This window comes from Diaphorobacter sp. C33 (assembly GCF_030503915.1).
Taxonomy (GTDB): Bacteria; Pseudomonadota; Gammaproteobacteria; order Burkholderiales; family Burkholderiaceae_C; genus Diaphorobacter; species Diaphorobacter nitroreducens.
Genome location: NZ_CP129980.1, coordinates 1,253,984 through 1,276,510, shown reverse-complemented (window position 1 = coordinate 1,276,510; position 22,527 = coordinate 1,253,984). Strand labels below are relative to the sequence as shown.

The 22,527-nt window shown below is 65.8% G+C and carries 20 protein-coding genes, 1 pseudogene and 2 riboswitches; of the genes and pseudogenes, 7 read left to right on the top strand and 14 right to left on the bottom strand.

Going from position 1 to position 22,527, the window contains the following annotated elements; translation table 11 throughout:
* Positions 1-28 precede the first annotated feature (28 nt).
* The 3 genes from QY917_RS06085 to lptF are packed head-to-tail and all read right to left on the bottom strand — an operon-like array spanning position 29 to position 2,628.
* Positions 29-412, bottom strand: a complete 384-nt coding sequence (locus QY917_RS06085; RefSeq protein WP_088886831.1) for a sirohydrochlorin chelatase — start codon at positions 410-412, stop codon at positions 29-31.
* 18 nt (positions 413-430) lie between these two features.
* On the bottom strand, positions 431-1,540 hold the full coding sequence (gene lptG / locus QY917_RS06080; protein WP_047350657.1) for an LPS export ABC transporter permease LptG: 1,110 nt from the start codon (positions 1,538-1,540) through the stop codon (positions 431-433).
* Complete coding sequence (gene lptF, locus QY917_RS06075; RefSeq protein WP_015913266.1) at positions 1,537-2,628, bottom strand: LPS export ABC transporter permease LptF; 1,092 nt, start codon at positions 2,626-2,628, stop codon at positions 1,537-1,539. Before lptF ends, lptG begins: the two co-directional genes overlap by 4 nt.
* Positions 2,629-2,651: 23 nt before the next feature.
* Here lptF and QY917_RS06070 point away from each other — a divergent pair, with 23 nt between their 5' ends.
* The 4 genes from QY917_RS06070 (at position 2,652) to QY917_RS06055 (ending at position 6,300) form a co-directional block, all read left to right on the top strand.
* On the top strand, positions 2,652-4,142 hold the full coding sequence (locus QY917_RS06070; RefSeq protein WP_123675795.1) for a leucyl aminopeptidase: 1,491 nt from the start codon (positions 2,652-2,654) through the stop codon (positions 4,140-4,142).
* 25 nt (positions 4,143-4,167) lie between these two features.
* A complete protein-coding gene (locus tag QY917_RS06065) occupies positions 4,168-4,608 on the top strand; it encodes a DNA polymerase III subunit chi (protein ID WP_123675796.1) in 441 nt (146 codons plus the stop codon).
* A complete protein-coding gene (locus QY917_RS06060) occupies positions 4,605-5,033 on the top strand; it encodes a hypothetical protein (protein ID WP_047350654.1) in 429 nt (142 codons plus the stop codon). The genes QY917_RS06065 and QY917_RS06060 overlap by 4 nt, the downstream gene beginning before the upstream one ends.
* Before the next feature lie 139 nt (positions 5,034-5,172).
* Entirely contained in the window at positions 5,173-6,300 is a 1,128-nt protein-coding gene (locus tag QY917_RS06055; RefSeq protein ID WP_015913269.1) for a branched-chain amino acid ABC transporter substrate-binding protein, read from the top strand.
* A gap of 84 nt (positions 6,301-6,384) precedes the next feature.
* On the opposite strand, the gene QY917_RS06050 is transcribed toward QY917_RS06055, so the two are convergent.
* Positions 6,385-7,392, bottom strand: a complete 1,008-nt coding sequence (locus tag QY917_RS06050; RefSeq protein WP_015913270.1) for a D-2-hydroxyacid dehydrogenase family protein — start codon at positions 7,390-7,392, stop codon at positions 6,385-6,387.
* 262 nt (positions 7,393-7,654) lie between these two features.
* On the opposite strand from QY917_RS06050, the gene QY917_RS06045 reads away from it, so the two are divergent.
* From QY917_RS06045 to QY917_RS06035, 3 genes are all read left to right on the top strand, one after another.
* Positions 7,655-8,167 carry a hypothetical protein gene (locus QY917_RS06045; RefSeq protein WP_047350659.1) on the top strand — a complete coding sequence of 171 codons (513 nt, stop codon included), beginning with the start codon at positions 7,655-7,657 and terminating at the stop codon, positions 8,165-8,167.
* Positions 8,168-8,302: 135 nt separating this feature from the next.
* The gene (locus QY917_RS06040) at positions 8,303-9,055 is read left to right on the top strand and encodes a 2OG-Fe dioxygenase family protein (protein ID WP_123675797.1); all 753 of its coding nucleotides are present in this window, start codon (positions 8,303-8,305) and stop codon (positions 9,053-9,055) included.
* 94 nt (positions 9,056-9,149) lie between these two features.
* A complete protein-coding gene (locus tag QY917_RS06035; RefSeq protein ID WP_015913273.1) occupies positions 9,150-9,590 on the top strand; it encodes a universal stress protein in 441 nt (146 codons plus the stop codon).
* A gap of 95 nt (positions 9,591-9,685) precedes the next feature.
* Here QY917_RS06035 and QY917_RS06030 read toward each other — a convergent pair whose 3' ends face one another.
* From QY917_RS06030 to QY917_RS05985, 10 genes and pseudogenes are all read right to left on the bottom strand, one after another.
* Complete coding sequence (locus QY917_RS06030) at positions 9,686-10,678, bottom strand: tripartite tricarboxylate transporter substrate binding protein (RefSeq protein ID WP_123675798.1); 993 nt, start codon at positions 10,676-10,678, stop codon at positions 9,686-9,688.
* A gap of 138 nt (positions 10,679-10,816) precedes the next feature.
* Complete coding sequence (bktB, locus tag QY917_RS06025) at positions 10,817-12,001, bottom strand: beta-ketothiolase BktB (RefSeq protein ID WP_011805180.1); 1,185 nt, start codon at positions 11,999-12,001, stop codon at positions 10,817-10,819.
* Between the two features lie 109 nt (positions 12,002-12,110).
* A pseudogene (locus QY917_RS06020) lies at positions 12,111-12,894 on the bottom strand (SDR family NAD(P)-dependent oxidoreductase).
* Positions 12,895-12,925: 31 nt separating this feature from the next.
* Positions 12,926-13,594, bottom strand: coding sequence for an RluA family pseudouridine synthase (locus tag QY917_RS06015; RefSeq protein ID WP_011805182.1), 669 nt, complete (start codon positions 13,592-13,594; stop codon positions 12,926-12,928).
* 55 nt (positions 13,595-13,649) lie between these two features.
* A complete protein-coding gene (locus tag QY917_RS06010; protein ID WP_123675800.1) occupies positions 13,650-15,812 on the bottom strand; it encodes an ATP-binding protein in 2,163 nt (720 codons plus the stop codon).
* A gap of 75 nt (positions 15,813-15,887) precedes the next feature.
* Positions 15,888-16,289, bottom strand: a complete 402-nt coding sequence (locus tag QY917_RS06005) for an FKBP-type peptidyl-prolyl cis-trans isomerase (protein ID WP_123675801.1) — start codon at positions 16,287-16,289, stop codon at positions 15,888-15,890.
* Positions 16,290-16,359: 70 nt separating this feature from the next.
* Entirely contained in the window at positions 16,360-19,254 is a 2,895-nt protein-coding gene (gcvP, locus tag QY917_RS06000; RefSeq protein WP_123675802.1) for an aminomethyl-transferring glycine dehydrogenase, read from the bottom strand.
* Between the two features lie 68 nt (positions 19,255-19,322).
* Positions 19,323-19,697, bottom strand: coding sequence for a glycine cleavage system protein GcvH (gene gcvH, locus QY917_RS05995; RefSeq protein WP_011805186.1), 375 nt, complete (start codon positions 19,695-19,697; stop codon positions 19,323-19,325).
* A gap of 103 nt (positions 19,698-19,800) precedes the next feature.
* Positions 19,801-20,931: a glycine cleavage system aminomethyltransferase GcvT gene (gene gcvT, locus QY917_RS05990; protein WP_123675803.1), complete on the bottom strand. Its 1,131-nt coding sequence runs from the start codon at positions 20,929-20,931 to the stop codon at positions 19,801-19,803.
* Positions 20,932-20,975: 44 nt separating this feature from the next.
* Positions 20,976-21,090, bottom strand: a riboswitch (glycine riboswitch).
* Positions 21,091-21,105: 15 nt separating this feature from the next.
* Positions 21,106-21,202, bottom strand: a riboswitch (glycine riboswitch).
* 6 nt (positions 21,203-21,208) lie between these two features.
* Entirely contained in the window at positions 21,209-22,486 is a 1,278-nt protein-coding gene (locus QY917_RS05985; protein WP_015913281.1) for a TRAP transporter large permease, read from the bottom strand.
* Between the last annotated feature and the right edge of the window lie 41 nt (positions 22,487-22,527).

Genomic DNA, 22,527 nt, shown 5'->3' with positions numbered 1-22,527 from the left:
ACGGCGGGCGCGAAAGGCGCAGATATCGTTACGGCACCAATGCTTCGGCGGCAATGCGCGCCATCAGGGCCGTCATGCGTTCGTCCTCGCCGATGGGAGGGCTGAGGTGCAGGCGCATCTGTGGAAACGCCTGGGACAACTCCTCGACCATGCGGGGGAGATCTTCGCGCGCATGCCGCCCGGTGCCGAGAAACATGGGCACGATGCCCACCTGGGTGATGCCCTGCGCCGCCATTGCGGCAACCGTTGAAGGCAGGTCGGGCGCGCACAGCTCCAGGTAGGCGCAGCGCACTTCCAGCGCGGGTTGCTCGGCGCGCATGCGCGCGAGCACCGCCTCCATGGGCAGGCGCCACAGGGGGTCGCGGGAGCCGTGTGCGAACAGCACGATGCCGTTGGTACTAGGGTTCGTCATGGGTCTACTGCAGTGGGTCTAGCGCCTCAATACCAGCCATCCAAACGCTGCCAGAGAAAGCACGGAATAGATCAGGCCCGGCGCGGCCGCGGTCAGCCAGGGCGACCAGTTCTGCAGATTGCCCGCGAAGCCGAACACATTGTTCAGCAGGAAGAAGCTGATGCCCGCCATCACCCCGCCGAACACATAGCCCGCAATGCCCCCCGAGCGGAAATGCAGGTAGGCGAAGGGCAGGGAGAGCACTACCATCACCAGGCAGCTCAAGGGGTAGAAGACCTTGCGCCAGAACTCGATCTCGTAGCGCTGTGCCGACTGGCCGTTCGCCTCTAGGTGGCGTACGAAGCGGAACAGTTCGATCGTCGCCATCTTGTCCGGCTTGAGCAGCGACGCGGCCACCATGTCGGGGCTGATGCGCGTGGGCCAACGCAACGTGGGCTCTTGCAGGCGCGACACGCGCATGCCGCCATCGGCCTCGGCCTCGAAAAGGGTGCGCTGGACCTGCTGCAGATTCCACGCATCGCGGGCGTCGTCGAAGGTGGCCTGTTCCGCCTGGATGGTGGCGGCGACGCGTCCGCGCGCATCGAACTCGAACACCCGCACGCCGCGCATGGCGCCATTGGGGTCCACGGCACGCACATTCACTGCGATCGAATGGTCGCCCTGGCGCTCCTTCAGCCATGCGCCCGTGGCGCCAGTGCTGATCTGGCCCAGCCGGCGGGCTTTCACGAGGGAGGCCGCTTTTTCGCTCGCCGGGGCAATGTAGTCCCCGACGATGACTGTGACCATGACGAACGCGCAGCCGAGCATCAGCAGCGTGCTCAGCGCCCGCCAGGGTCCCAGCCCACTGGTGCGCATGATGGTGAACTCCGAACTCTGCGCCAGCCGTGCCATCACGAAGATGGTGCCGATCAGCACGGTGATGGGCAGTAGTTCGTAGAGGTGCTGCGGCAGGCTCAGCGCCACGAACAGCAGCGCGTGCGAGAGCTGGTAGCCATTGGCGCCCGCGCGGCCCACCCAGCGCAGTTCGTCCACCATGTCGAAGAAGAAGAACAGCGCGAGGAAGGCGAGGGTGACGAAGGCCACACCCACGACGACTTCGCGGTAGATGAAGCGGCGGATGGTTTTCATGCCGTCCTCCTGCCCAGCAGGCTGCGCAGCGACCAGTGGTTGTGGCGCGCGGCCAGCAGCAGCAGGCCCAGGGCCAGGGTACCGCCGTGCAGCATCAGCATGAACGGTAGCAAGCCCAGCCGGCCCACGCCGATCCATGTCTGTCCAACGGTCATGAGGTTGTAGTACACGACAAAGGCGAACAGTGCGAACACCAGGCTGGTGCTGCGCCCCGCGCGCGGGTTGACGACGGCCACCGCCAGGCCCAGGACGACGAAATTCAGTGCGGCCAGCGCCATGCCGATGCGCCAGCCCAGCTCCGCCTGGTGGCGCGGCTGCGGGTCGCTGACCAGCTCCCAGGTGTCGCGGGTCTTGATGGAGGCCGCCTCGGGGTCGTTCTGCGATCCGCCACCCACAAGCGTGCCGTACTCGGCAAATTCACTGACGCGCAGGCCCGGCTTGTCCCGCAGCGTCTCCAGCCGCTGCCCGTTGCTCAACAGCGCCATGCGTTCGCCATTGCGGATCTCCAGGCGCGCGCTTTGCGCGGAGGTGACCGTCTCGCGGTTGGGTTCGTTGGTGGCAATGAAAACGTTGCTGGCCGAGTTGGCATCCGGTGCGTCCTTGTCAATGAAGAACACGCGTGACCCATTGGAGGATTCCTGGAATTCCCCGGGCGCGATACGGTCCACGTCGCTGCGCTGCTCGTATTGCGTCTTGAGCTCCTGGATCTGCCGGTTGGCCCAGGGCCAGACCACGAGCGACAGCGCGGCGATGGTCAGCATGACGGGCCAGGAAAACCGGAACAGCGGTGCCAGCAGGCTCATCAGTCCGCGCCCTGCCGAAAACCAGATGACCATCTCGCTGTCGCGGTACATGCGCGACAGCGCCCCCACCACGGTGACGAACAGGCTCAGGCTGAGGATGGTGGGCAGTTGTCCCAGCACCGTGAAACCCATGACCAGCATCACGTCGGAAGGGTTCACGCTGCCCCGGGATGCCTGGCCTAGCGTACGGATCAGCATCATGGTCATCACGACGGTGACCAGAACCACCAGGGTCGCGCCGAAGGTGCGGGCCAGCTCCTTGCGAATGGATGAATCGAATAACATTGGCTCGAAGGAAAACGCTGATTATGAACTTCGAACTGAAGACGCTTTCGCTGGCTGCCGCTGCTGCGCACAAATGCGACCTGCTGGTGGTGTTGGTGCCTGAAGGCTTCCTGCCGGGCAGCGACGTTCTGTCGACCATGGTTGCGCATGCGCTCAAGCAAGGCGATCTGGAGGTGAAACCGGGCAAGCTCCTGCAGTGCTACGCCCCCGCCGGTGTTGCGGCGCGTCGGGTTGTGCTGCTGGGGTGCGGTGCGGCCGATGCACATGCGGTGCGCCAGGCCATGCAAGCCTTAGCCCCCTCGTTCAAGTTGCCGTCGGTCAAGCGCGTGGCACTGGTGTTTGGAACCTCGGCCCAGCGGGGCGCCATCGGCGCTGCGGTGCGTGCGGTGGCCGATGGGAGCTATGTCTACACGGCCACCAAGACCAAGGCTGAGCCGCGTGCCTTGCTGCGTGTCACCCTGGGCGTGCCCGATGCGGGTGCGGCGCAGCCGGAGTTCGCCACGGCCACGGCCGTGGCGGCCGGTGTAGAGTTTGCGCGCGAGTGGGCCAATCGCCCTGCCAACCATGCGACCCCCACGCTGGTGGCCAATGCCGCCAAGACGCTTGCGAAATACCCCGGCGTCCAGTGCCAGGTGCTGGGCCCTACCGAGGTGGCCAAGCTGGGCATGGGGGCGTTTCTGGCGGTGGCTCAAGGGTCCGACCAGCCGCTTCGCCTGGTGGAATTGCGCTACAACGGCGCGGCCCGCACGCAGGCTCCCGTGGTGCTGGTGGGCAAGGGCATCACGTTCGACACCGGGGGGATCTCGCTGAAGCCCGCGGCGGAGATGGACGAGATGAAGTTCGACATGGGCGGGGCGGCGAGCGTCCTGGGCGTGTTCCGGGCGCTGGCGGAACTCCGGCCGGCGATCAACGTGGTGGGGCTCATTCCCGCGTGCGAAAACATGCCCGATGGCAAAGCGGTCAAGCCGGGTGATGTCGTGACGAGCATGAGCGGCCAGACCATCGAAATCCTCAACACAGACGCAGAAGGGCGTTTGGTCCTGTGCGACGCGCTGACCTACGCGGCACGCTTCAAGCCAGCCGCCGTGGTGGACATTGCCACATTGACAGGCGCTTGTGTGGTGGCGCTTGGTGGCTTGCGCAGCGGACTGTTTGCCTCCGATGACCTGTTGGCGGCACAACTCCTATCGGCAGGCGATGCCGCGCTTGACCCCTGCTGGCGTATGCCCTTGGATGATGAGTACGCAGAAGGGCTCAAGAGCAATTTTGCCGACATGGCCAATGTGGCAGGCCGGGCAGGTGGTTCGATCACCGCCGCGAAGTTCCTGCAGCGCTTCGTCGGGGACACGCCGTGGGCACACCTGGACATTGCCGGGACGGCTTGGAAGGGCGGTGCCGCCAAGGGCGCCACCGGCCGGCCTGTGGGACTGCTGGTGCACTATCTGCTGGAGCGGGCGACGGTGAGTACCGTGAAACCCAAGCAAAAGACGCGCAGTCGCAAGTCGGTGGCTTGAGGGCCATGTCGTTGAAGGTGCCCGCATGACACAGGTGGCATTCCACTTCAATGCACCCGACAAACTGGCGTATGTCTGTCGCCTGGTGCGAAAAGCCACCCGGCAGGATGCGCGGGTGACGGTCACGGGTGATGCAGACACCTTGCTGCGGCTGGATCGCCAGCTCTGGGCGTTGGCGCCTTCGGATTTCGTCGGCCATTGCCTGGGAGACGCCGACGAGGAAATTCTGCGTGCCTCTTCCACCGTGTTGGTGCAAGACCCTCGTACCAGTCCGAATCGGGACGTGCTGGTCAACCTGGGAAATGTCTTGCCCGAGGGATTTGCGCAGTACGCTCGGGTCGTGGAGGTGGTCAGCCAGGCGGATGAGGATGATCGGAAGCGCGCGCGGGAGCGCTGGCGCGGCTATGCCGCGCTGGGGTATGACATCGTTCGCCACGATCTGGTACTCAAGGAAAGCGCGGGATGACAACACCCACCAAGAAACCTCCCAGATTCGTGCCCACGCTCACCGACGTGGTGCAGATGCCCGAAGCCGAAGGGAGCTCGGCGCGTCCGTCGCCTCCGGTGACACGGCCTGCGACCACCGCTGCGTCGCTCTCTGTGCCTTTGCCAGCGGCTCCGCATTCACCACCGCCCCTCGCAGTTCCCGCGCCGGTTGCGCCGCTGCCTGCAGGGCTGCCCTACGGGTTTGAGGAGTACGTGGTGCATCGCGTGATGCAGCGCGTGGATGTCGTGCTCGACCAACGTTTGCGCGAGGCGATCGCAGTGGTGGTACAGGAGCAGACACGGTCCATGGTGCCTCGTCTGCGAGAGGAAGTGGAATCGGTAGTGCGGCAGGCCGTCTACGAAGCCGTGGCCGAGGAACTGGCAGGCGAGCGCAGCGGCCATTGATGCTGCGTCAGGGTATTTCCCTGTGTCGTTTCGCAGAACCTCCTTGTGTTCCCTAGTGATGTGGAACATAAATTGCGATATGTTTCTCCGCGTTGGTTCACAACAATATTTCCAGCGCTTTTCTTAATTGGAGATCCATATGCAACTGAAGTTGAAAATGACCGTGGCTGCTGCGATCGCAGCGGTTGCCGGTGTGGCCGCTGCTCAAGAGGTGGTGAAGATTGGCCACGTGGCACCGGTCTCCGGCGCCCAGGCGCACTACGGCAAGGACAACGAAAACGGCGCTCGCATGGCCATTGAAGAGCTGAACGCCCAGGGCGTCACGATCGGTGGCAAGAAGGTGAAGCTGGAATTGGTGGCGGAGGACGATGCCGCTGATCCCAAGCAAGGCACGGCGGCCGCACAGAAGTTGTGCGATGCGAAGGTCGCGGGGGTGGTCGGGCACCTGAACTCGGGCACCACGATCCCTGCCTCCAAGGTCTACAACGACTGCGGGATCCCCCACGTCACTGGCGCCGCAACCAACCCCAACCTGACGCGCCCCGGCTACAAAACCACCTTCCGCATCATTGCGAACGACAACGCTCTGGGTGCTGGACTGGCAGCTTACGCGGCGGAAACCCTGAAGCTGAAGACCGTGGCCATCGTGGATGACCGCACCGCTTATGGCCAGGGCGTTGCCAACGTGTTTAAGCGCGTGGCAGCCGAGAAAGGCATGAAGGTTGTGGACGAACAGTTCACCACGGACAAGGCGACGGACTTCATGGCTATTTTGACGGCCATCAAGGCCAAGAACCCCGATGCGATCTTCTTCGGCGGCATGGATCCTCAGGCGGGTCCCATGTTGCGCCAGATGGAGCAATTGGGCCTGGCCAACACGAAGTATTTCGGTGGGGATGGCGTATGCACCACGGAAATTGCCAAGCTGGCGGCAGGCGCCAAGACGCTGGCTAACGTGATTTGCGCAGAGGGTGGCGCATCCCTGGCCAAGATGCCTGGCGGCACGGCCTGGAAGGCCAAATACGACGCCAAGTACCCCAACCAGTTCCAGGTCTACAGCCCGTACACGTATGACGCGACCATGCTGCTGGTGGACGCTATGAAGCGCGCCGGCTCCTGGGACCCGAAGGTGTATATCCCCGAGCTGCTCAAGTCCAACTACAAGGGCGTGACCGCGAACATTGCGTTTGAACCCAATGGCGAAATGAAGAACCCGGCCATTACGCTGTACACCTACAAGGAAGGCAAGAAGACGCCGTTGAACTGATCGACCTGTTCCGCCTCGCCTTGAGTGCGGATCTCGTAAAAAAGGGCTCCTTGGGGAGCCCTTTCTCTTGATATCAGCAACCGTTCAGCGTCGGACCTGTAGCGCGCCGGGGTTGACGATATTCGAGGGCGTGCCTTTGATGTAGTTCACCACATTGTCAAAGGCGGCTCCGAAATAGAGCTCGTAACTGTCTTGTTCGACGTAGCCGATGTGCGGTGTACAAATACAGTTCTCAAGCCGCAACAGCGCGTGGCCTTGCAAAATGGGCTCGCTTTCAAATACATCCACAGCAGCCATGCCCGGGCGGCCTCTGTTCAATGCGGCGATCAGGGCGTCAGGCTCAATGAGCTCGGCACGTGACGTATTGACGAGAAGGGACGTCGGCCGCATGCACGACAGGTCCTCTAGCGTGATCATGCCCTGCGTTTCCTCGGTCAAACGCACATGCAGTGAAACCACATCGCATTGGGAGAAAAACTCTGCCCGTGTGGCCGCTACCTGCAGGCCGTCGCTCAGTGCCTGGACCCGTGAGGCTTCCCGCCCCCACACGCGCACGTTCATCCCAAAAGCGCGCCCATAACCTGCCACGATCTGCCCGATCCTGCCGTAGCCCCAGATGCCCAGCGTCTTGCCACGCAGGACATTGCCCACCCCGAAGTTAGGCGGCATGGATGCGGCGCGCAGGCCCGACTGTTGCCATGCGCCATGCTTGAGATTGGCGATGTACTGGGGAAGGCGGCGCATGGCGGCCATGATGAGAGCCCATGTGAGTTCCGCTGGCGCAACGGGGGAACTCACGCCTTCAGCGACGGCGATTCCCCGCTCGGTGCAGGCGGCAAGGTCAATGTGCGCGCCCACGCGGCCGGTCTGGGCAATCAACTTCAGGCGCGGCAGCTTGTCCACCAGTTGGCGCGTGATCTGCGTGCGGTCGCGGATCAGCACGATGACATCTGCGTCCCGCAAGCGCACCGATAGCTGCCCCAGCCCCTTGACGGTGTTCGTGTAGACCTTTGCGGAGTAGGGGTCCAACCGTGCCGCGCAATGCAGCTTGCGCACGGCGTCCTGGTAATCGTCGAGTATTACGATGTTCATCTTGTCCACTTACTGCGCACACAGTGGCGCAGCTTTGTTTCTCTGCAATGGTTCCAAAGGAGCGCATTGCCGGTCTCAATGGATCATTGTCGCTGATAAGAAAACCTGTGCAGCGTAGTTCCACCGATGGGCACCAGGCGCATTACCGTGGCGAATACGCTATTGCTTACATTTTTCAGAGAGTATCTGCGCCTTTTTCCCATTTGTGCAGTTACAAATGGCCGTGCATTCCACCAGTTTGTTTTCGGCATCAGCAATCACCATGAAAAACCGCGAGCCTCACGCCCTCTCCTCAACCCTCCAACTGGCCCGCGGTTTGGCTATGGCCTTGGCCGTGGCAGCCTCCGCCGGTGGCGTGGCAGCCCAGACCTACATCAACGCCACGGTGGGCGGGCAAATCGCTCCCGGCGTCTACGGCCGCGTGGATATCGGCAACAGCGCGCCTGCGCTGCTGTACCCGCAGCCGGTGGTGATCGCACCTCCCGCGGTGTATGTTCCCCGTTCGCCCATCTATATGTATGTGCCGCCGGGCCATGCCAAGAACTGGTCCAAGCACTGCGCGCGCTACTCTGCTTGCGGTCAACCCGTGTATTTCGTGAAGGAGCCCCCGCGCCGGCCCGGCAAATTCCGCGATGACCGCGACCGGTTCGATGGCCGTTCGTTTGACGATGGCCGCGGCCACTGGAACGGCCGCGACCGGGATGATGACCATCGCGGCCGTGGGAATGGAAAAGGCAACGGCAACGGCCGAGGCCACGGGCGCGGTGATCGCTGAGGCAGGCGTGAAGCCTGGCATCTGATGGCCGCAGCACGATGAGGGTCCAGGCTTTTCGAGGGAGGCATTTCCCTCCCGAAGTTTTCGAGCCAACACTGCGTGTGCTCGGCGGTGTTGCCTTAAGCTTGTGTGCCTATGGCACATGTGACGTTCTCCCCTCCCTATACACCGCCCTCACAGGTCGTCGCGCAGTTGCGTGACCGGGGTTATGCGGTGCTGCAACCCCGGGACACAGCGACATGGGTGGGATGTGCCTTGAACGATTTGCAGGCCCTGGCGGCCGACTGGTCGGATCTGCCCCCGGATGACTACCTCAAGGACGGAGGACGGTACCGCAGGCGGCGCCACTCCTGCTTCATTGTCGAGGGCCCCGCCGTGAAACAAGCACCGCACCGCGCGCACTGGCAGCCGGTGGAGTACAACGCGCTGCACGGAGGGCTGCAGCGCTGGTTTGCGCCCATGCGTGACGAAACGGTGGCTCGACCGGTGTGGCGGCAACTCATGCAGGCGGCTGCGGGCCTCTCGCAAGCGATGTGCGGGCAGCCGTCTCAACCCTGCTACATCGAAGCACATCAGTTCCGCATTGACACCGAGGGCGGCATCGGCCGTCCGACACCCGAAGGCGCGCACCGCGACGGCGTGGACCTGGTGGCGGTGTTCCTGGTAAGCCGGCAGGGCATCAAGGGTGGAGAGACCCGCATCTTCGAAGCCACGGGCCCGAATGGACAGCGGTTTACCTTGAGCGAGCCCTGGTCCGTCATGCTGCTGGACGATGCGCGCATGATCCATGAAACCACACCCATCCAGCCCACCGAAGATGGCGGCTGGCGCGATACCCTGGTGGTTACCTGCCGGGGCGGTGGCTTTCAAGGGGATGCGTCCCAATAATTGATGCGAATCAAGCCTTGGAGGCCGCGTACGCATCACACTCGTTGTTGTTGCGGGCCTTCCAGGCCTGCCACCCTAACCAAAAGGAGGTTCCATGTTCAAGCACATTCTGATTCCCGTCGATGGCTCGGAGACGTCCATGAAGGCCGTGGCCAAGGCGGCAGCGCTGGCCAAGACCTTCGGCAGCGCCGTGACGGCGCTGTACGTGATCGACCCTTATCCCTTCACGGGGGTGGGCGCCGATTTCGCCTACGGCCAGGCGCAATACCTCAGTGCCGCGACGGCCGAGGCGAACACGGCCCTGGACGCCGCCAAGGCCGCTGTCACCCAGGCAGGCGTCGCCAGCGTCAACACCATGGTAGGCGAGGGGCATGCGATCCACGACGGCATCCAGCGCGCCGTCGAGAGCACGGGCGCGGACCTCATCGTGATGGGATCGCACGGTCGCCGCGGGCTGGAAAAATTGGTGTTGGGCAGCGTCACACAGCGCGTGCTGGGCGTGGCCCACGTGCCGGTGCTGGTCGTGCGGGATTGACCCGGGGCGTACGTCGCCACACATGAAAACGGCTCGCAACGCGAGCCGTTGTCTTTTCGCGCCTCGGTCACGGAACGGGGCGCTGCGAGCACGGGTTATTCAATCCGTGCACCCGAGGCTTCCACGATACCCTTCCACTGCACGTATTCGTTCTTGAGCAGGGTCGAGAACTGTTCCGGCGACATGGCCTGCGGCTCTGCGCCTTGCGCTTGGATGGCAGCCTTCATGTCCGCGGTGGCGAGCAGCTTGTTGACTTCCGCGTTGAGCGTGTTCACCACGGCTGGCGGCGTGCCTGCCGGCGCCAGCACGCCGTACCAGGTGCTCACGTCAAAGCCCTTGAAGCCGGACTCGGCCACCGTGGGCACGTCGGGCAGCGACGAACTGCGCTTGGCCGAGGTGACCGCCAACGGGCGCAGCTTGCCCGCCTTGATCTGACCCATGGCCGAGGGCAGCGACGAAACCAGCAGTTCCACATTGCCCGCCAACGCATCCATGAGTGCCGGGTTGGAGCCTTTGTAGGGCACGTGGCTCAGCTTGATGCCGGCAGCTTTCTCGAACAGGTCGCCCGCCAAGTGAATGGAGGTGCCGTTGCCGGGCGAGCCATAGGTGACGGTGCCCGGCGCGGCCTTGGCGGCCGCCACCACGTCGGCCAAAGATTTGTACTTGGAGTTGACACTCGTGGCGATGACCACGGGCGTGTACGCCACGTGGGCCACGGCCGTCAGGTCCTTGGTGGGGTCCCACGGCAGGTTCTTGTACAGCCAGGGGCCGATGACCAGATTGTCCTTTTGGCCCATGACGATGTCATAGCCTGTGGGAGCGGCCTTCACCGCCTCGGTAATGCCGATGGTGCCGCCAGCACCCGGCTTGTTGTCGGCCACCACGGTCCATTTGTTGGCTTCCGTCAGCTTGGCGGCGACCAGGCGGGCCAGGATGTCGGTGCCGCCGCCGGGCGGGAAGGGCACGATCAAACGGATGGGCTTGGCGGGATAGGCGCCGGCAGCGGGTGCACTGGTCTGGGCATGGGCGGGCACAGCGCCCAATGCACAGGCGAGGGTGGCAAGAGAAAGGATGTGTCGACGAAGCATGGGAAAAAGTCTCCTGGAGAACCTGGTATAGAACATGGCGCATCTGGCGCGCGCCCGCCTGGATGATGGCCCAGCCATCGTGGGCCGCACTGTGCCGAAGCGCGCGCATGCCATCGCCATCGGCGATGGCGGGGCGTGTCAGAGGCGCTCGAAAATGGCCGCGATGCCTTGTCCACCGCCGATGCACATGGTCACCAGCGCGTACCGGCCCTGGATGCGCTGCAGTTCGTGCAGTGCCTTCACGGTGATCAGCGCACCGGTGGCGCCGATGGGATGGCCCAGCGAAATGCCCGACCCGTTGGGGTTGACCTTGGCCGGGTCCAGGCCCAGGTCGCGCGTGACGGCGCAGGCCTGCGCGGCAAAGGCCTCGTTGGCCTCGATCACGTCCAGGTCGTTGACCGTGAGGCCTGCCTTCTTGAGCGCCAACTGCGTCGCGGGCACAGGGCCGATGCCCATGTACTTCGGGTCCACGCCCGCATGGGCGTAGGCCACCAAGCGCGCCAAAGGCTTTGCGCCGCGGGCCTGCGCTGCCTTGGCATCCATCAGCACCACGGCGGCAGCCGCATCGTTGATGCCCGAGGCATTGCCCGCCGTCACCGTGCCGTTGTCCTTCGCAAACACGGGCTTGAGCTTGGCCATGTCGTCCAGTGTCGCGCCGGCGCGGAAGTGCTCGTCGGTGGCGTATTGCACCTCGCCCTTCTTGCTCTTGAGGGTGACCGGGACGATCTGGTCCTTGAAGTAGCCCGCTGCCGTGGCACGCTCGGCACGGTTGTGGCTCTCCACGGCCAGGCGGTCCTGGTCTTCGCGCGTGATGCCCCACTTGGCGGCGATGTTCTCGGCCGTCACGCCCATGTGGATGTTGTGGAAGGGGTCGTGCAGGGCGCCGATCATCATGTCGATCATCTTGAAGTCGCCCATGCGCGCGCCCCAGCGGCTGGCGAGGCTCGCGTAGGGTGCGCGGCTCATCACCTCCGCGCCGCCGCCGATGGCCACGTCGGCATCGCCCAGCTGGATGGTCTGTGCGGCCGACACGATGGCCTGCAAGCCCGAGCCGCACAGGCGGTTCACGTTGAACGCGGGCGTGCCCTCGGCGCAGCCGCCCTGGATGGCCGCCACGCGCGAGAGGTACATGTCCTTGGGCTCGGTGTTCACCACGTGGCCAAACACCACATGGCCGACGTCCTTGCCGTCCACTTGCGCGCGAGCCAGCGACGCGCGCACCACGAGCGCGCCCAGCTCGGTGGGCGGAACGTCCTTCAGGCTACCGCCAAAGGTGCCAATGGCGGTGCGCACGGCACTGACTACGACGACGTCACGGGACATGGTTTTCTCCTGTAATGGTTTTGAATCAAGTCAGGCTCTAGCGCTTATTGGATAAGCGCTAGCAGCTACAAAATGCATAGTAATGGTTGCACTGCGCCGGGGCACGGCATCAGGCCTCGCGCACGTCGGCCACGGGGTTGGCGCCGAAGTCTGTACGCTGCAGCCAGGCGAGCACGCGGGCAGCCGCGGCGTCTGGCGAGGTGAGCATGCCGCCCGTCTTGAGGGCGGCAGAAGTTCTGCACATCCGGAAAGTCGGCCGGGTTGGCGCCGCGCAGCTGGACCTGCATGTCGGTGTCGATCACACCGGGAGCCAGCGAGCATACCTTGGCGCCGTGGGGCTTGGCGGCTTCGTCCAGCGCCAGGCACCGCGTGAAATGGTCCATGCCGGCCTTGGCCGCGCAGTAGCCGGACTGGGACGCCATGGCGCGACGCCCCAGCCCCGAAGAGATGTTCAGCACCCTGCGCGCCACGGAGTGGGGCGGTGCAGCCCAGCCTTCGGTCGCGCCCAGGAAGGCGGCCGTCAGCAGCATCGGCGCCTCCAGACCCACGCGCAGCGCGTTGGACAGCTCGGCCATGTCCTGCGGGCCGGTGCATGCCGACAGCGGCGCGATGCGCGGGATCACGCCGGCGTTGTTGATCAGCGTGGCGCTCGCGTACCGGCTGGCAGGCTGCGTGGCCAGCCATTCGCGCAGGCGTTGAGCGGCCTGCGCAGGCTGGGCCAGGTCCACGCTCCATTGCTCCAGCGTCGCGCCCTGCGGCACGGCCGTGGACAACGGCGCAGAGGTGCTGCGCGCCAGGCTGATCAGCGTGTTGCCGGGTTTCAGCAACTGGTGTGCCATGGCCAGGCCCATGCCGCGCGAGCCGCCGGTGAGGATGTAGAGGTGTTGCGTCATGCGGGCATGGTAACGGCCACGCACGCGGCGATCAAAACGGCGGTGCCGAGGCAAACGCGCACCAGCCACCCTGCAGCGGGTGCGCGAACTCCAGCACGCATGCGTGCAGCAACAGGCGCGGTGCGCGGGCTTGTACCGACGCATCGGCATAGAGCTGGTCGCCCAGGATGGGGTGGCCCAGTGCCGCCAGGTGCACGCGCAGCTGGTGCGTGCGACCGGTGACGGGTTCCAGCTCCACGGAGGTAGTGTCGCGGGCGGCGTCGTGCGCCAGCACGCGCCAACGCGTGAGGCTGGGCTGGCCGTGCGTGGCATCCACCACGCGCAGCGGACGGCGTTCCCAGTCCGCCGCGATGGGCAGCGCGATCTCGCCCCAGCCGTCCGCGTGCGCAGGGTCGGGCGGCGGCATGCGGCCCGCCACCACGGCGCGGTAGCGCTTGTGCACCAGCCGCTGGGCGAAGCTGTGGCTGAGGGCCCGCTGCATCGCGGCGCCCCGCGCCATGAGCACCAGTCCCGACGTGGGCTGGTCCAGCCGGTGCACGATGAGCGCGTCGGGCCACAGCGCCTGGGCGCGCGTACTCAAGGCATCCTGTTTGTCGGGGCCCCGTCCGGGCACGCACAGCAATCCCGAGGGCTTGTCCAGCACCAGCAGCGTGTCGTCCACGTGCACGCTGCGGACGCCCTCTGATGGGCTGGCCGGCATACCCTGCAAAGGTGCATGCGCCCCCGCCGTCTGTACGGCCTGCGGTGCTGTCAACTCAACCGCCATGGGCCAGCCGGTCCACGGTCGCGCACAGCTCTTCCACGTCATTGGGCTTGTGGATCAGCGCGCGTGCGCCTTCGGCCAGCGCGGCCTGTTCGATTTCCGCCGTCACATAGCCGGAGGCCAGGGCCACTGGCAGGTCGCTGCGGATGGTGCGGGCTGCGCGCACAAGATCCAGGCCCGAGTAGCCCGGCATGTTGTAGTCCGTCACCAGCAGGTCGTAGCGCTCGGGGTGGGCCTGCAGGGCGTCTGTGGCTTGGTGCGGGTCGGTGAAACCGCTGACCTCGTAGCCGCGGAGGCGCAGCAGGCGCTGCACCAGAAAGACCAGCGCCTCGTCGTCGTCCACGTACATCACGTGCAGCAGGCGGTCTGTTGCCGGCGCCACCGCGGGCGGACTGGCGGGCGCGGCCGGCGCGGGAACGTCCGACAGGGCGGCCATCATGGCGTCCGATGCCACGGGAAAGTACAGCGTGAAGCGGCTGCCCTCGCCGGGTGCGCTGTGCACATCCACGCCACCACCGTGGGTGCGCATCACGCCGTGCACCACCGCCAGTCCCAGGCCGGTGCCCTGGCCCACGGGCTTGGTGGTGAAGAAGGGTTCGAAGATGCGCGACTGGGTGCCGGCGTCCATGCCCGGGCCGTTGTCATGCACGCGCACGGCCACGTAGTCGCCCGCACTCAGGCCCAGGCTCTCGCGCATGCGCTGGTCGGGCTGGATCAGCGCAGCATCCACGCGAATGCGGCCACGGCGGCTGCCGATGGCGTGCACGGCGTTGGTGCACAGGTTCAGCACCGCTTGCTCCACCTGCGTGGCATCCGCCAATACGGGGGGCAGGTCGGGGGGGACATGCACGGTCAGCTCGATCTCGGGCGGCAGCGTGACCCTCAGCAGCCGTTCGGTGTCGTGCACCACCTCTGCCAGGGTGACGGCGGCACGCTTGGGCGGCTCGTTGCGGCTGAAGGTGAGGATCTGCCGCACCAGGTCGCGGGCGCGCCGGCCGGCCTTGTCGATTTCCAGCAGGCTTTCGTACATCGGCGTGCCGGGCGGGCAATCGGCTTTGGCCAGCTCCACGTTGCCCAGGATCGCATGCAGGATGTTGTTGAAGTCGTGCGCGATACCGCCGGCCATGGTGCCGACGGCCTGCATCTTGTGCGACTCGCGCAGCTGTCCCTCCAGCGCGTTGCGGCGGGCTTCTTCGCGCTTACGGGCCGTAAGGTCGCGGGCAAACACGGTGGTGGTCTCGCCTTCCGCATGGCGCTCGAACGACACGCTGATCTCCACCGCCAGCTCGCGGCCTGATGCCGTGAGCGCCGTCATCTCCCCCAGAGCCGCCTGCGTGGTCAGTTGCGCGAACGCCAGCACCTGCTGGGCCTCGGGCAGAAAGCGGCTCAACGGGCTGCCCAGCGCGTCGCTGGTGGCGCACTGGAACAGCATCGCCGCCGTGGGGTTGAACACGGTGATGCGCTCGTGCTGGTCCACGCAGATGATCGCGTCGAGCGCGGAGTTGATCACCGCTTCCAGCCGGCGCTCGCTGGTGTGCAGTTGCACGTTGCGCTCCTGCAGCTCCTGTGCGCTGCGCTGCAGGGCCTGGCGTTCGGCCAGCAGCGGCCCCTGGTCGATCACGGCGCACAGAAACTGCGTGAGCGGCGCGTCCTGCTCGGAGCGCGACTCGATGCGCGCGATGTGCAGGTCGCCAGTGATATGGCGGCCCTCGCTGATGTGGAACACAACCTCCGTGGCCTCGGCCGTGCCCATGGCCCGCGCCTGGTCGAAGGCCTCGCGCACACGCGGCGCGTGGCTGTCGCTCACGAAGGGCATCAGTGCCGTCAGGGGACGGTCCGTCTCGCGCGGTTGGAACGAGCGCTGTGCCATGGAGTTGGCCTGGACCACCATGTCATGCTCGTCCACCACCATAAGCGACAGCGGCACGCTGGAAAACAGGGCCTCGAATCGCTCGGAAGCGCTTTCGGCCGCGGCCTGGCTGTAGCGCAGCACCTGGTTTTGCGCCTCCAGCTCGGCCTGTGAGGCGCGCAGCTGCGCAATCAGCTCGGCCACGTCGCCGCTGGCCCGTTGAGGGCCGCGGCGCTCCGGCTGCTCAGGGGGGGACGAGGCAGGCTCCGCGGCGGGAAACAGCAGGGACAGGTCGGGGCGGCTCATGGGAATCGGGCAATCCGCAGGCCTGCCAGTGTACGCGTCTGCCTGGTGCCCTACAGGCCGGTGCCGCTGCCTCGTTCAGCGGCGCACCGACAGCAGCTCGATCTCGAAATTCAGCGTGGCGTTGGGCGGAATCACGCCGCCCGCGCCGCGCGCGCCATACGCAATCGCCGGCGGGCAGGTCAGCTTGGCCTTACCGCCCGGCTTCATGCGCTGCACGCCTTCGGTCCAGCAGGGGATGACGCGGTTCAGCGGGAACTCGGTCGGCTCGCCGCGCTTGTAGGAGCTGTCGAACTCCTTGCCGTCGGGGACGGTGCCGCGGTAGTGCACCTTGACGGTGTCGGTGGCCTTGGGTGATTCACCGCTGCCGTCCTTGAGCGATTCATAGACCAGGCCGCTGCCGGTGGTGACGGCAGGGGCCTGCGCCTGGGCTGCGGAGGCGAGGGCAAGCGATGCGAGCAGTGCGAGAAGGGGGCGCATGGGTCAAATGTTCAGAAGCAACAAAGGCCCGATGGTAGGGCCTTTGTGAATGCCTGTGCGGAGAAGGCCGTCAGCCCAGTTCGCTCACCGGAACACAGCTGCAGAACAGGTTGCGGTCGCCGTAGACGTTGTCCACACGGCCCACGGGGCTCCAGTACTTGTTCTGGCGCAGGGCGGCAACGGGATAGGCTGCCGCATCGCGCGGGTAGGGGTGCTGCCAGTCGGCTGCCAGCAGGCACTCGGCCGTGTGGGGCGCGTTCTTGAGAGGGTTGTCGTCCTGCGGCCAGGTGCCGGCCTCGATCTGGCGGATCTCGCGCCGGATGGCGATCATCGCGTCGATGAAGCGGTCCAGCTCAAACAGCGTCTCGCTCTCGGTGGGCTCCACCATCAGCGTGTTGGGCACGGGGAACGACAGCGTGGGTGCGTGAAAGCCGTAGTCGATCAGGCGCTTGGCCACGTCCTCGGCCATCACGCCGCTGGTGTCCTTCAACTGGCGCAGGTCCAGGATGCACTCGTGCGCCACATGGCCGTTGGCGGAAGCGTACAGCGTGGGATAGTGGTCCTTCAGGCGCGCGCTGATGTAGTTGGCGCTCAAGATCGCTGTCTCGGTCGCGGCCTGCAGACCGTCGGCACCCATCATGCGGATGTACATCCAGCTGATGGGTAAAACGGCTGCATTGCCCAAGGGAGCTGCGCTGACAGCTCCTGTTTTGGAAGCAATGCCGCCCGTGGCATGGCCGGGCAGGTAGGGCACGAGGTCCTCCACCACGCACACCGGGCCCACGCCGGGGCCGCCGCCGCCGTGGGGGATGCAGAAGGTCTTGTGCAGGTTCAGGTGGCTCACGTCACCGCCGAACTCGCCCGGCGCGGCCACGCCGACCAGGGCGTTCATGTTGGCGCCGTCCACATACACGCGCCCGCCGTGGCGATGCACCAGCTCGCACAAGGCCTTCACCTGGGTCTCGAACACGCCATGCGTGCTGGGGTAGGTGATCATCACGCAGGCGAGGTTGGCGCTGTGCTTCTCGCATTGGGCTTGCAGGTCCGCCATGTCGACGTTGCCGTTTTCATCGCACTTGGTCACCACGACCTGCATGCCCACCATCTGGGCGCTGGCGGGGTTGGTGCCGTGCGCGCTACTGGGGATCAGGCAGATGTTGCGGTGGGCGTGCCCCTGCGCCGCGTGGTAGGCCTTGATGGCCAGCAGGCCGGCGTATTCGCCCTGGCTGCCTGCGTTGGGCTGCAGGCTGATGCCGGCGTAGCCCGTGGCCTGGCACAGCCAGGCGCGCAGTTGCTCGTCGAGCAGGCGGTAGCCTTCGAGCTGGTCGGCCGGGGCGAACGGGTGCACGTTGGCGAACTCGGGCCAGGTGATGGGGATCATCTCGCTGGTGGCGTTGAGCTTCATGGTGCACGAGCCCAGCGGGATCATGGTGCGGTCCAGCGCCAGGTCCTTGTCGGACAGCTGGCGGATGTAGCGCAGCATGCCGGTTTCGGAATGGTGGGTATTGAACACCGGGTGCGTCATGAAGCGGCTGGTGCGCGCCAGAGCGTCGGGGAACAGCGCCGGTGCGCCGGCCGCGTCCATCGCCTCGATGGTGGGCAGTTGCTGGCCGTCCCGCGCAAAGATCTTCCACAGCAGCTCGATATCGGCGCGGGTGGTGGTCTCGTCCAGCGAGATGCACAGGTATTTATTCCAGGCTTTTCGCAGGTTTGCGCCCATCTGGACTGCGCGAGCAGCTATTGAATCCGTAGCATCCTTGGTGTGCAGGCTGAGTGTGTCGAAGGCCGAGCCATGGTGGCGGCTGGTGAACCCCAGCTGCGCCAGGCCGCGGCTCAGGATGGCGGTGAAGCGCGCCACGCGGCGGGCGATGCGCGTGAGGCCCTCGGGGCCGTGGTACACGGCGTACATGCTGGCGATCACGGCCGGCAGCACCTGGGCCGTGCAGATGTTGCTCGTGGCCTTCTCGCGGCGGATGTGCTGCTCGCGCGTTTGCAGCGCCAGGCGGTAGGCGGGCTTGCCGTGCACGTCCACGCTCACGCCCACCAGGCGGCCGGGCAGGCTGCGCTTGAATTCGTCGCGGCAGGCCATGAAGGCGGCGTGCGGTCCGCCGGCGCCCATGGGCATGCCAAAGCGCTGGGTGGAGCCCACCACGATGTCGGCGTCCCACTCGCCGGGGGCCTTGAGCAGCGTGAGCGCCAGCAGGTCGGTAGCGAAGATGGCGGCGGCCTGTTTGGCGTGGATGGCGTCCACGTCGGCCTGCCAGTCCTGCACCCAGCCGCTGCTGGCAGGGTACTGGATGAGGGCGGCGAAGAAGTCGCCGGCCAGGGCCGCCTGCCATTCCTCCTGGGAATTGGCCACCACCACGGTGATGCCGATGGGGGCGGCGCGGGTCTGGATGACTTCGATGGTCTGCGGGTGCGCATCGCCGGCCACGATGAAGACGTCGCTCTTGGACTTGACCGAGCGCTTAGCCAGCGTCATGGCCTCGGCGGCAGCGGTCGCCTCGTCGAGCATGGAGGCGTTGGCGATGGGCATGGCCGTGAGGTCGCACACCATGGTCTGGAAGTTGAGCAGCGCCTCCATGCGGCCCTGGGAGATCTCGGCCTGGTAGGGCGTGTAGGCCGTGTACCAGGCAGGGTTTTCCAGCACGTTGCGCAGGATGACGCCCGGCGTGTGCGTGCCGTAGTAGCCCTGGCCGATGAAGCTCTTGAGGATGCGGTTCTTCGACGCAATGGCCTGGAGTTCAGCCAGCGCTGCGGCCTCGGTGGCCGGCGCGGGCAGGTCCATGGGGCGCTGGCGCGCGATGGAGCGCGGCACGATGGAATCAATGAGCGCGCGGCGCGAAGCCTCGCCGATCACCGACAGCATGTGTGCTTCGTCGGCGGCGTCGATGCCAATGTGGCGGGGCAGGAATTCAGCGGCGTTTTCGAGCGCCGCCAGGGGCAGGGGGGAGGGCATCTGCATGGCGAGGGACCAGTCTCAAGAGCGATGGGGCGGTGCGGCGGCGCCGTGTGCACGGCGCCGCGGGTGCATCAGGCGTTCTGGGCGAAGGCGGTATAGGCCGTTTCGTCCATCAGGCCGGCGAGCTGGCCGGCGTCGCTGAGCTTGACCTTGAAGAACCAGCCCGCGCCCAGCGGGTCCGAGTTGGCCAGGGACGGGTCGGCGCGCAGGGCCTCGTTGACCTCGACGATTTCGCCGGACACGGGCATGTAGACATCGGCAGCGGCCTTGACGGACTCGACCACACCGGCCACGTCGCCCTGGGCAAAGGTGGTGCCCACCGCGGGCAGGTCCACGAACACCACATCGCCCAACGCATCCTGCGCGTGGACGGTGATGCCGACGACGGCCGCGGCCGGGTCGGCTGCGTTGATCCATTCATGGTCTTTGGAAAACTGGATGCTCATGAGGGGCTCCGGGAAGAAGAGGTGGAAGGAAAAGGTTTGAGAGTGGTCAGCCCGCACTGTAGCCGGGCTGACCTGGGCGCGGTGGCAGTTCGCCGTGGTGAATTCAGCCGCGGTAGTAGCGTGTGGGAACAAAGGGCGTGGCAGCCACTTCCATGGGCACGGCCTTGCCGCGCACCATGGCGTTCACACGGGTGCCGGGGGCGGCATGGGCGGGCATTACGTAGGCCAGGGCGATGGGCTTGTCGGCAGTGGGGGCCAGCAGGCCGCTGGTGACTTCGCCGATGCGCTCGCCCGACTCGTTTTGCAACTCGGTGTGCTCACGCACGGGCACGCGCTCCAGCGCCACCAGGCCCACGCGCTTGCGCGTGAGAGTGGCCGGGCTGTCGATCTGGGCCAGCACCTTGTCGGCACCAGGAAAACCGCCAGCGCGCGCGCCGCCTGTACGGCGCACCTTCTGGATGGCCCAGTTCAGGCCGGCTTCGGGCGGGGTGGTGGTGGTGTCGATGTCGTTGCCATACAGACACAAGCCGGCTTCCAGGCGCAGCGAATTGCGTGCACCCAGGCCGATGGGCTTGACCTCGGGCTGGGCCAGCAGCGTGCGCGCCAGGGCCTCGGCCTGCGCGGCGGGCACCGAGATCTCGAAGCCGTCCTCTCCGGTGTAGCCGCTGCGCGTCACGAAGCACTGCGCCCCGGCGATGTCGCAATGCCCGCCGGTCATGAACACCAGTTTGTCCACGCCTGGTGCCAGACGCGCGAGCACCGCAGCCGCCTGTGGGCCCTGCAGCGCGAGCAGGGCCTGGTCGGGCATGGGAATCACCTGGCAGCGTTGGCCGATGCGCGCCTGGATGTGGGCAATGTCGCCCACCTTGCAGGCGCCGTTGACGATTACGAAGAGCTCGTCCTGCGCCATGCGGAAGAACATGAGGTCGTCGATGATGCCGCCCTCGTCATTGAGCAGCAGGCCGTAGCGCTGCTTGCCTACGGGCAGGTCGACCACGTCCACGGGCATCAGCGTCTCGAACGCGGCTGCGGCGTCAGGGCCGACCAGCTTGAGCTGCCCCATGTGCGACACGTCAAACAGGCCGGCCGCCGTGCGCGTGTGGTGGTGCTCGGCCATTAGGCCCATGGGGTATTGCACGGGCATGGAGTAGCCGGCGAAGGGCACCATGCGGGCGCCCAGTTCGATGTGCAGGGCGTTGAGGGGAGTGGTGAGCAGGTCGGACATGGCGGACATGGCAATGGGCGAAGGCAAATGGTGGAGCGATCTCTCGATCGCCGATTTGCCCCGCTGTCCGCTTTACCTGAGAGATTCACCCCGCCTGCATGGCATGTCACGGGGCTTGCTCCTTCGGTGGGCCGCATGCTGCTGCGGCCTCTCTCCAGCAAGGGAAACACCCGCATCCCTGCGGGCGTGTCGCCAGTCCTTTTGCCTGAGCGTTCGGCTGCTGCCTGCGCCTTCGGCGGCCTGGCCCTGATGGGCGCAGACTCTCTCCTGACGGGACGAATTCTATCTATTTTGCGTACACGAGATCACGCAGGGCCAGCGAAAGCGATGGCACGTAGGTGATGACCAGGAGGCACAGCAGGACCACGCCCACGAACGGCAGCAGGTGGGCGACGATGCGATCCAGAGAGATGCGCGCCACCGTGCATGCCGCGAACAGGTTCACGCCAAAGGGCGGCGTGATCATGCCCAGCGCCAGGTTCACCACCATGATCAGCCCGAAGTGCACCGGGTCCACGCCGAAGTGCTGGGCCACCGGCGCCAGGATCGGCGCCAGCACGATGATGGCGGCGCTGGTCTCGATGAACATGCCGATCACGAACAGCGCGGCATTCACGCCCAGCAGGAACAGCGCGGGCGACTGCAGCACCTCCTGCAGCCAGCGGCCGATGGCGTCCGGCACGCCAGCGCGCGTGATGAGGAAGGCAAACAGGCCCGCATTGGCAATGATGAACATGATCACTGCCGACGAGATGGCCGACTTGCGCAGGATGGCGAACAGGTCCGCGACGCGGATCTCGCGGTAGATCAGCATGCCCACCACCAGCGCGTAGAACACGGCCACGGCAGAGGCCTCGGTAGGCGTGAACACGCCGCCGTAGATGCCGCCCAGGATGATGACCGGCATCAGCAGTGCCCAGCCCGCCTGCAGCAGCGCGCGGCCGAAGGGCATGCGCCCGTCGCCGTCATGCTTGCCCCAGCCCTTGTACTTGCAATACGCCCAGACGAACAACATCAGCGCACCGCTGATGAGGATGCCGGGGCCGAAGCCGGCGATGAACAGCTCGCCAATCGACACCTCGGCCGCCACACCGTACAGGATCATGGGGATGGACGGCGGGATGATCACACCCAGCTCGGCACTGGTGGCTTGCAGCGCGGCCGCGTAGCTGGTGGGGTAGCCATGCTTGATGAGCGCAGGAATCAGGATGGCGCCGATGGCGAACGTGGTCGCCACCGATGACCCTGAGACGGCCGCGAAGATCATGCAGGTGAGCACGCAGGTCATGGGCAGGCCGCCCTGCACGCCGCCCACGATGCTCTTGGCAAACTCCACGAGCCGGCGCGAAATACCGCCGGTCTCCATGAGGTTGCCCGCCAGGATGAAGAACGGAATGGCTGCGAGCGGAAACTTGTTGATGGAGGCGAACATCTCCTTCACGGAGATCAGCATGTTGGCGTTCGCCACTTGGATGCCCAGGATGGAGGCCAGCCCGATGGAGACGGCCACGGAGATGGTGAGCGCGAAGCACAGCACCATGGTGGAGATCATGACCGTGGTCATAGGGCCCCCACGCGCGTCATTTCATGTACTCGTCGCCCCCC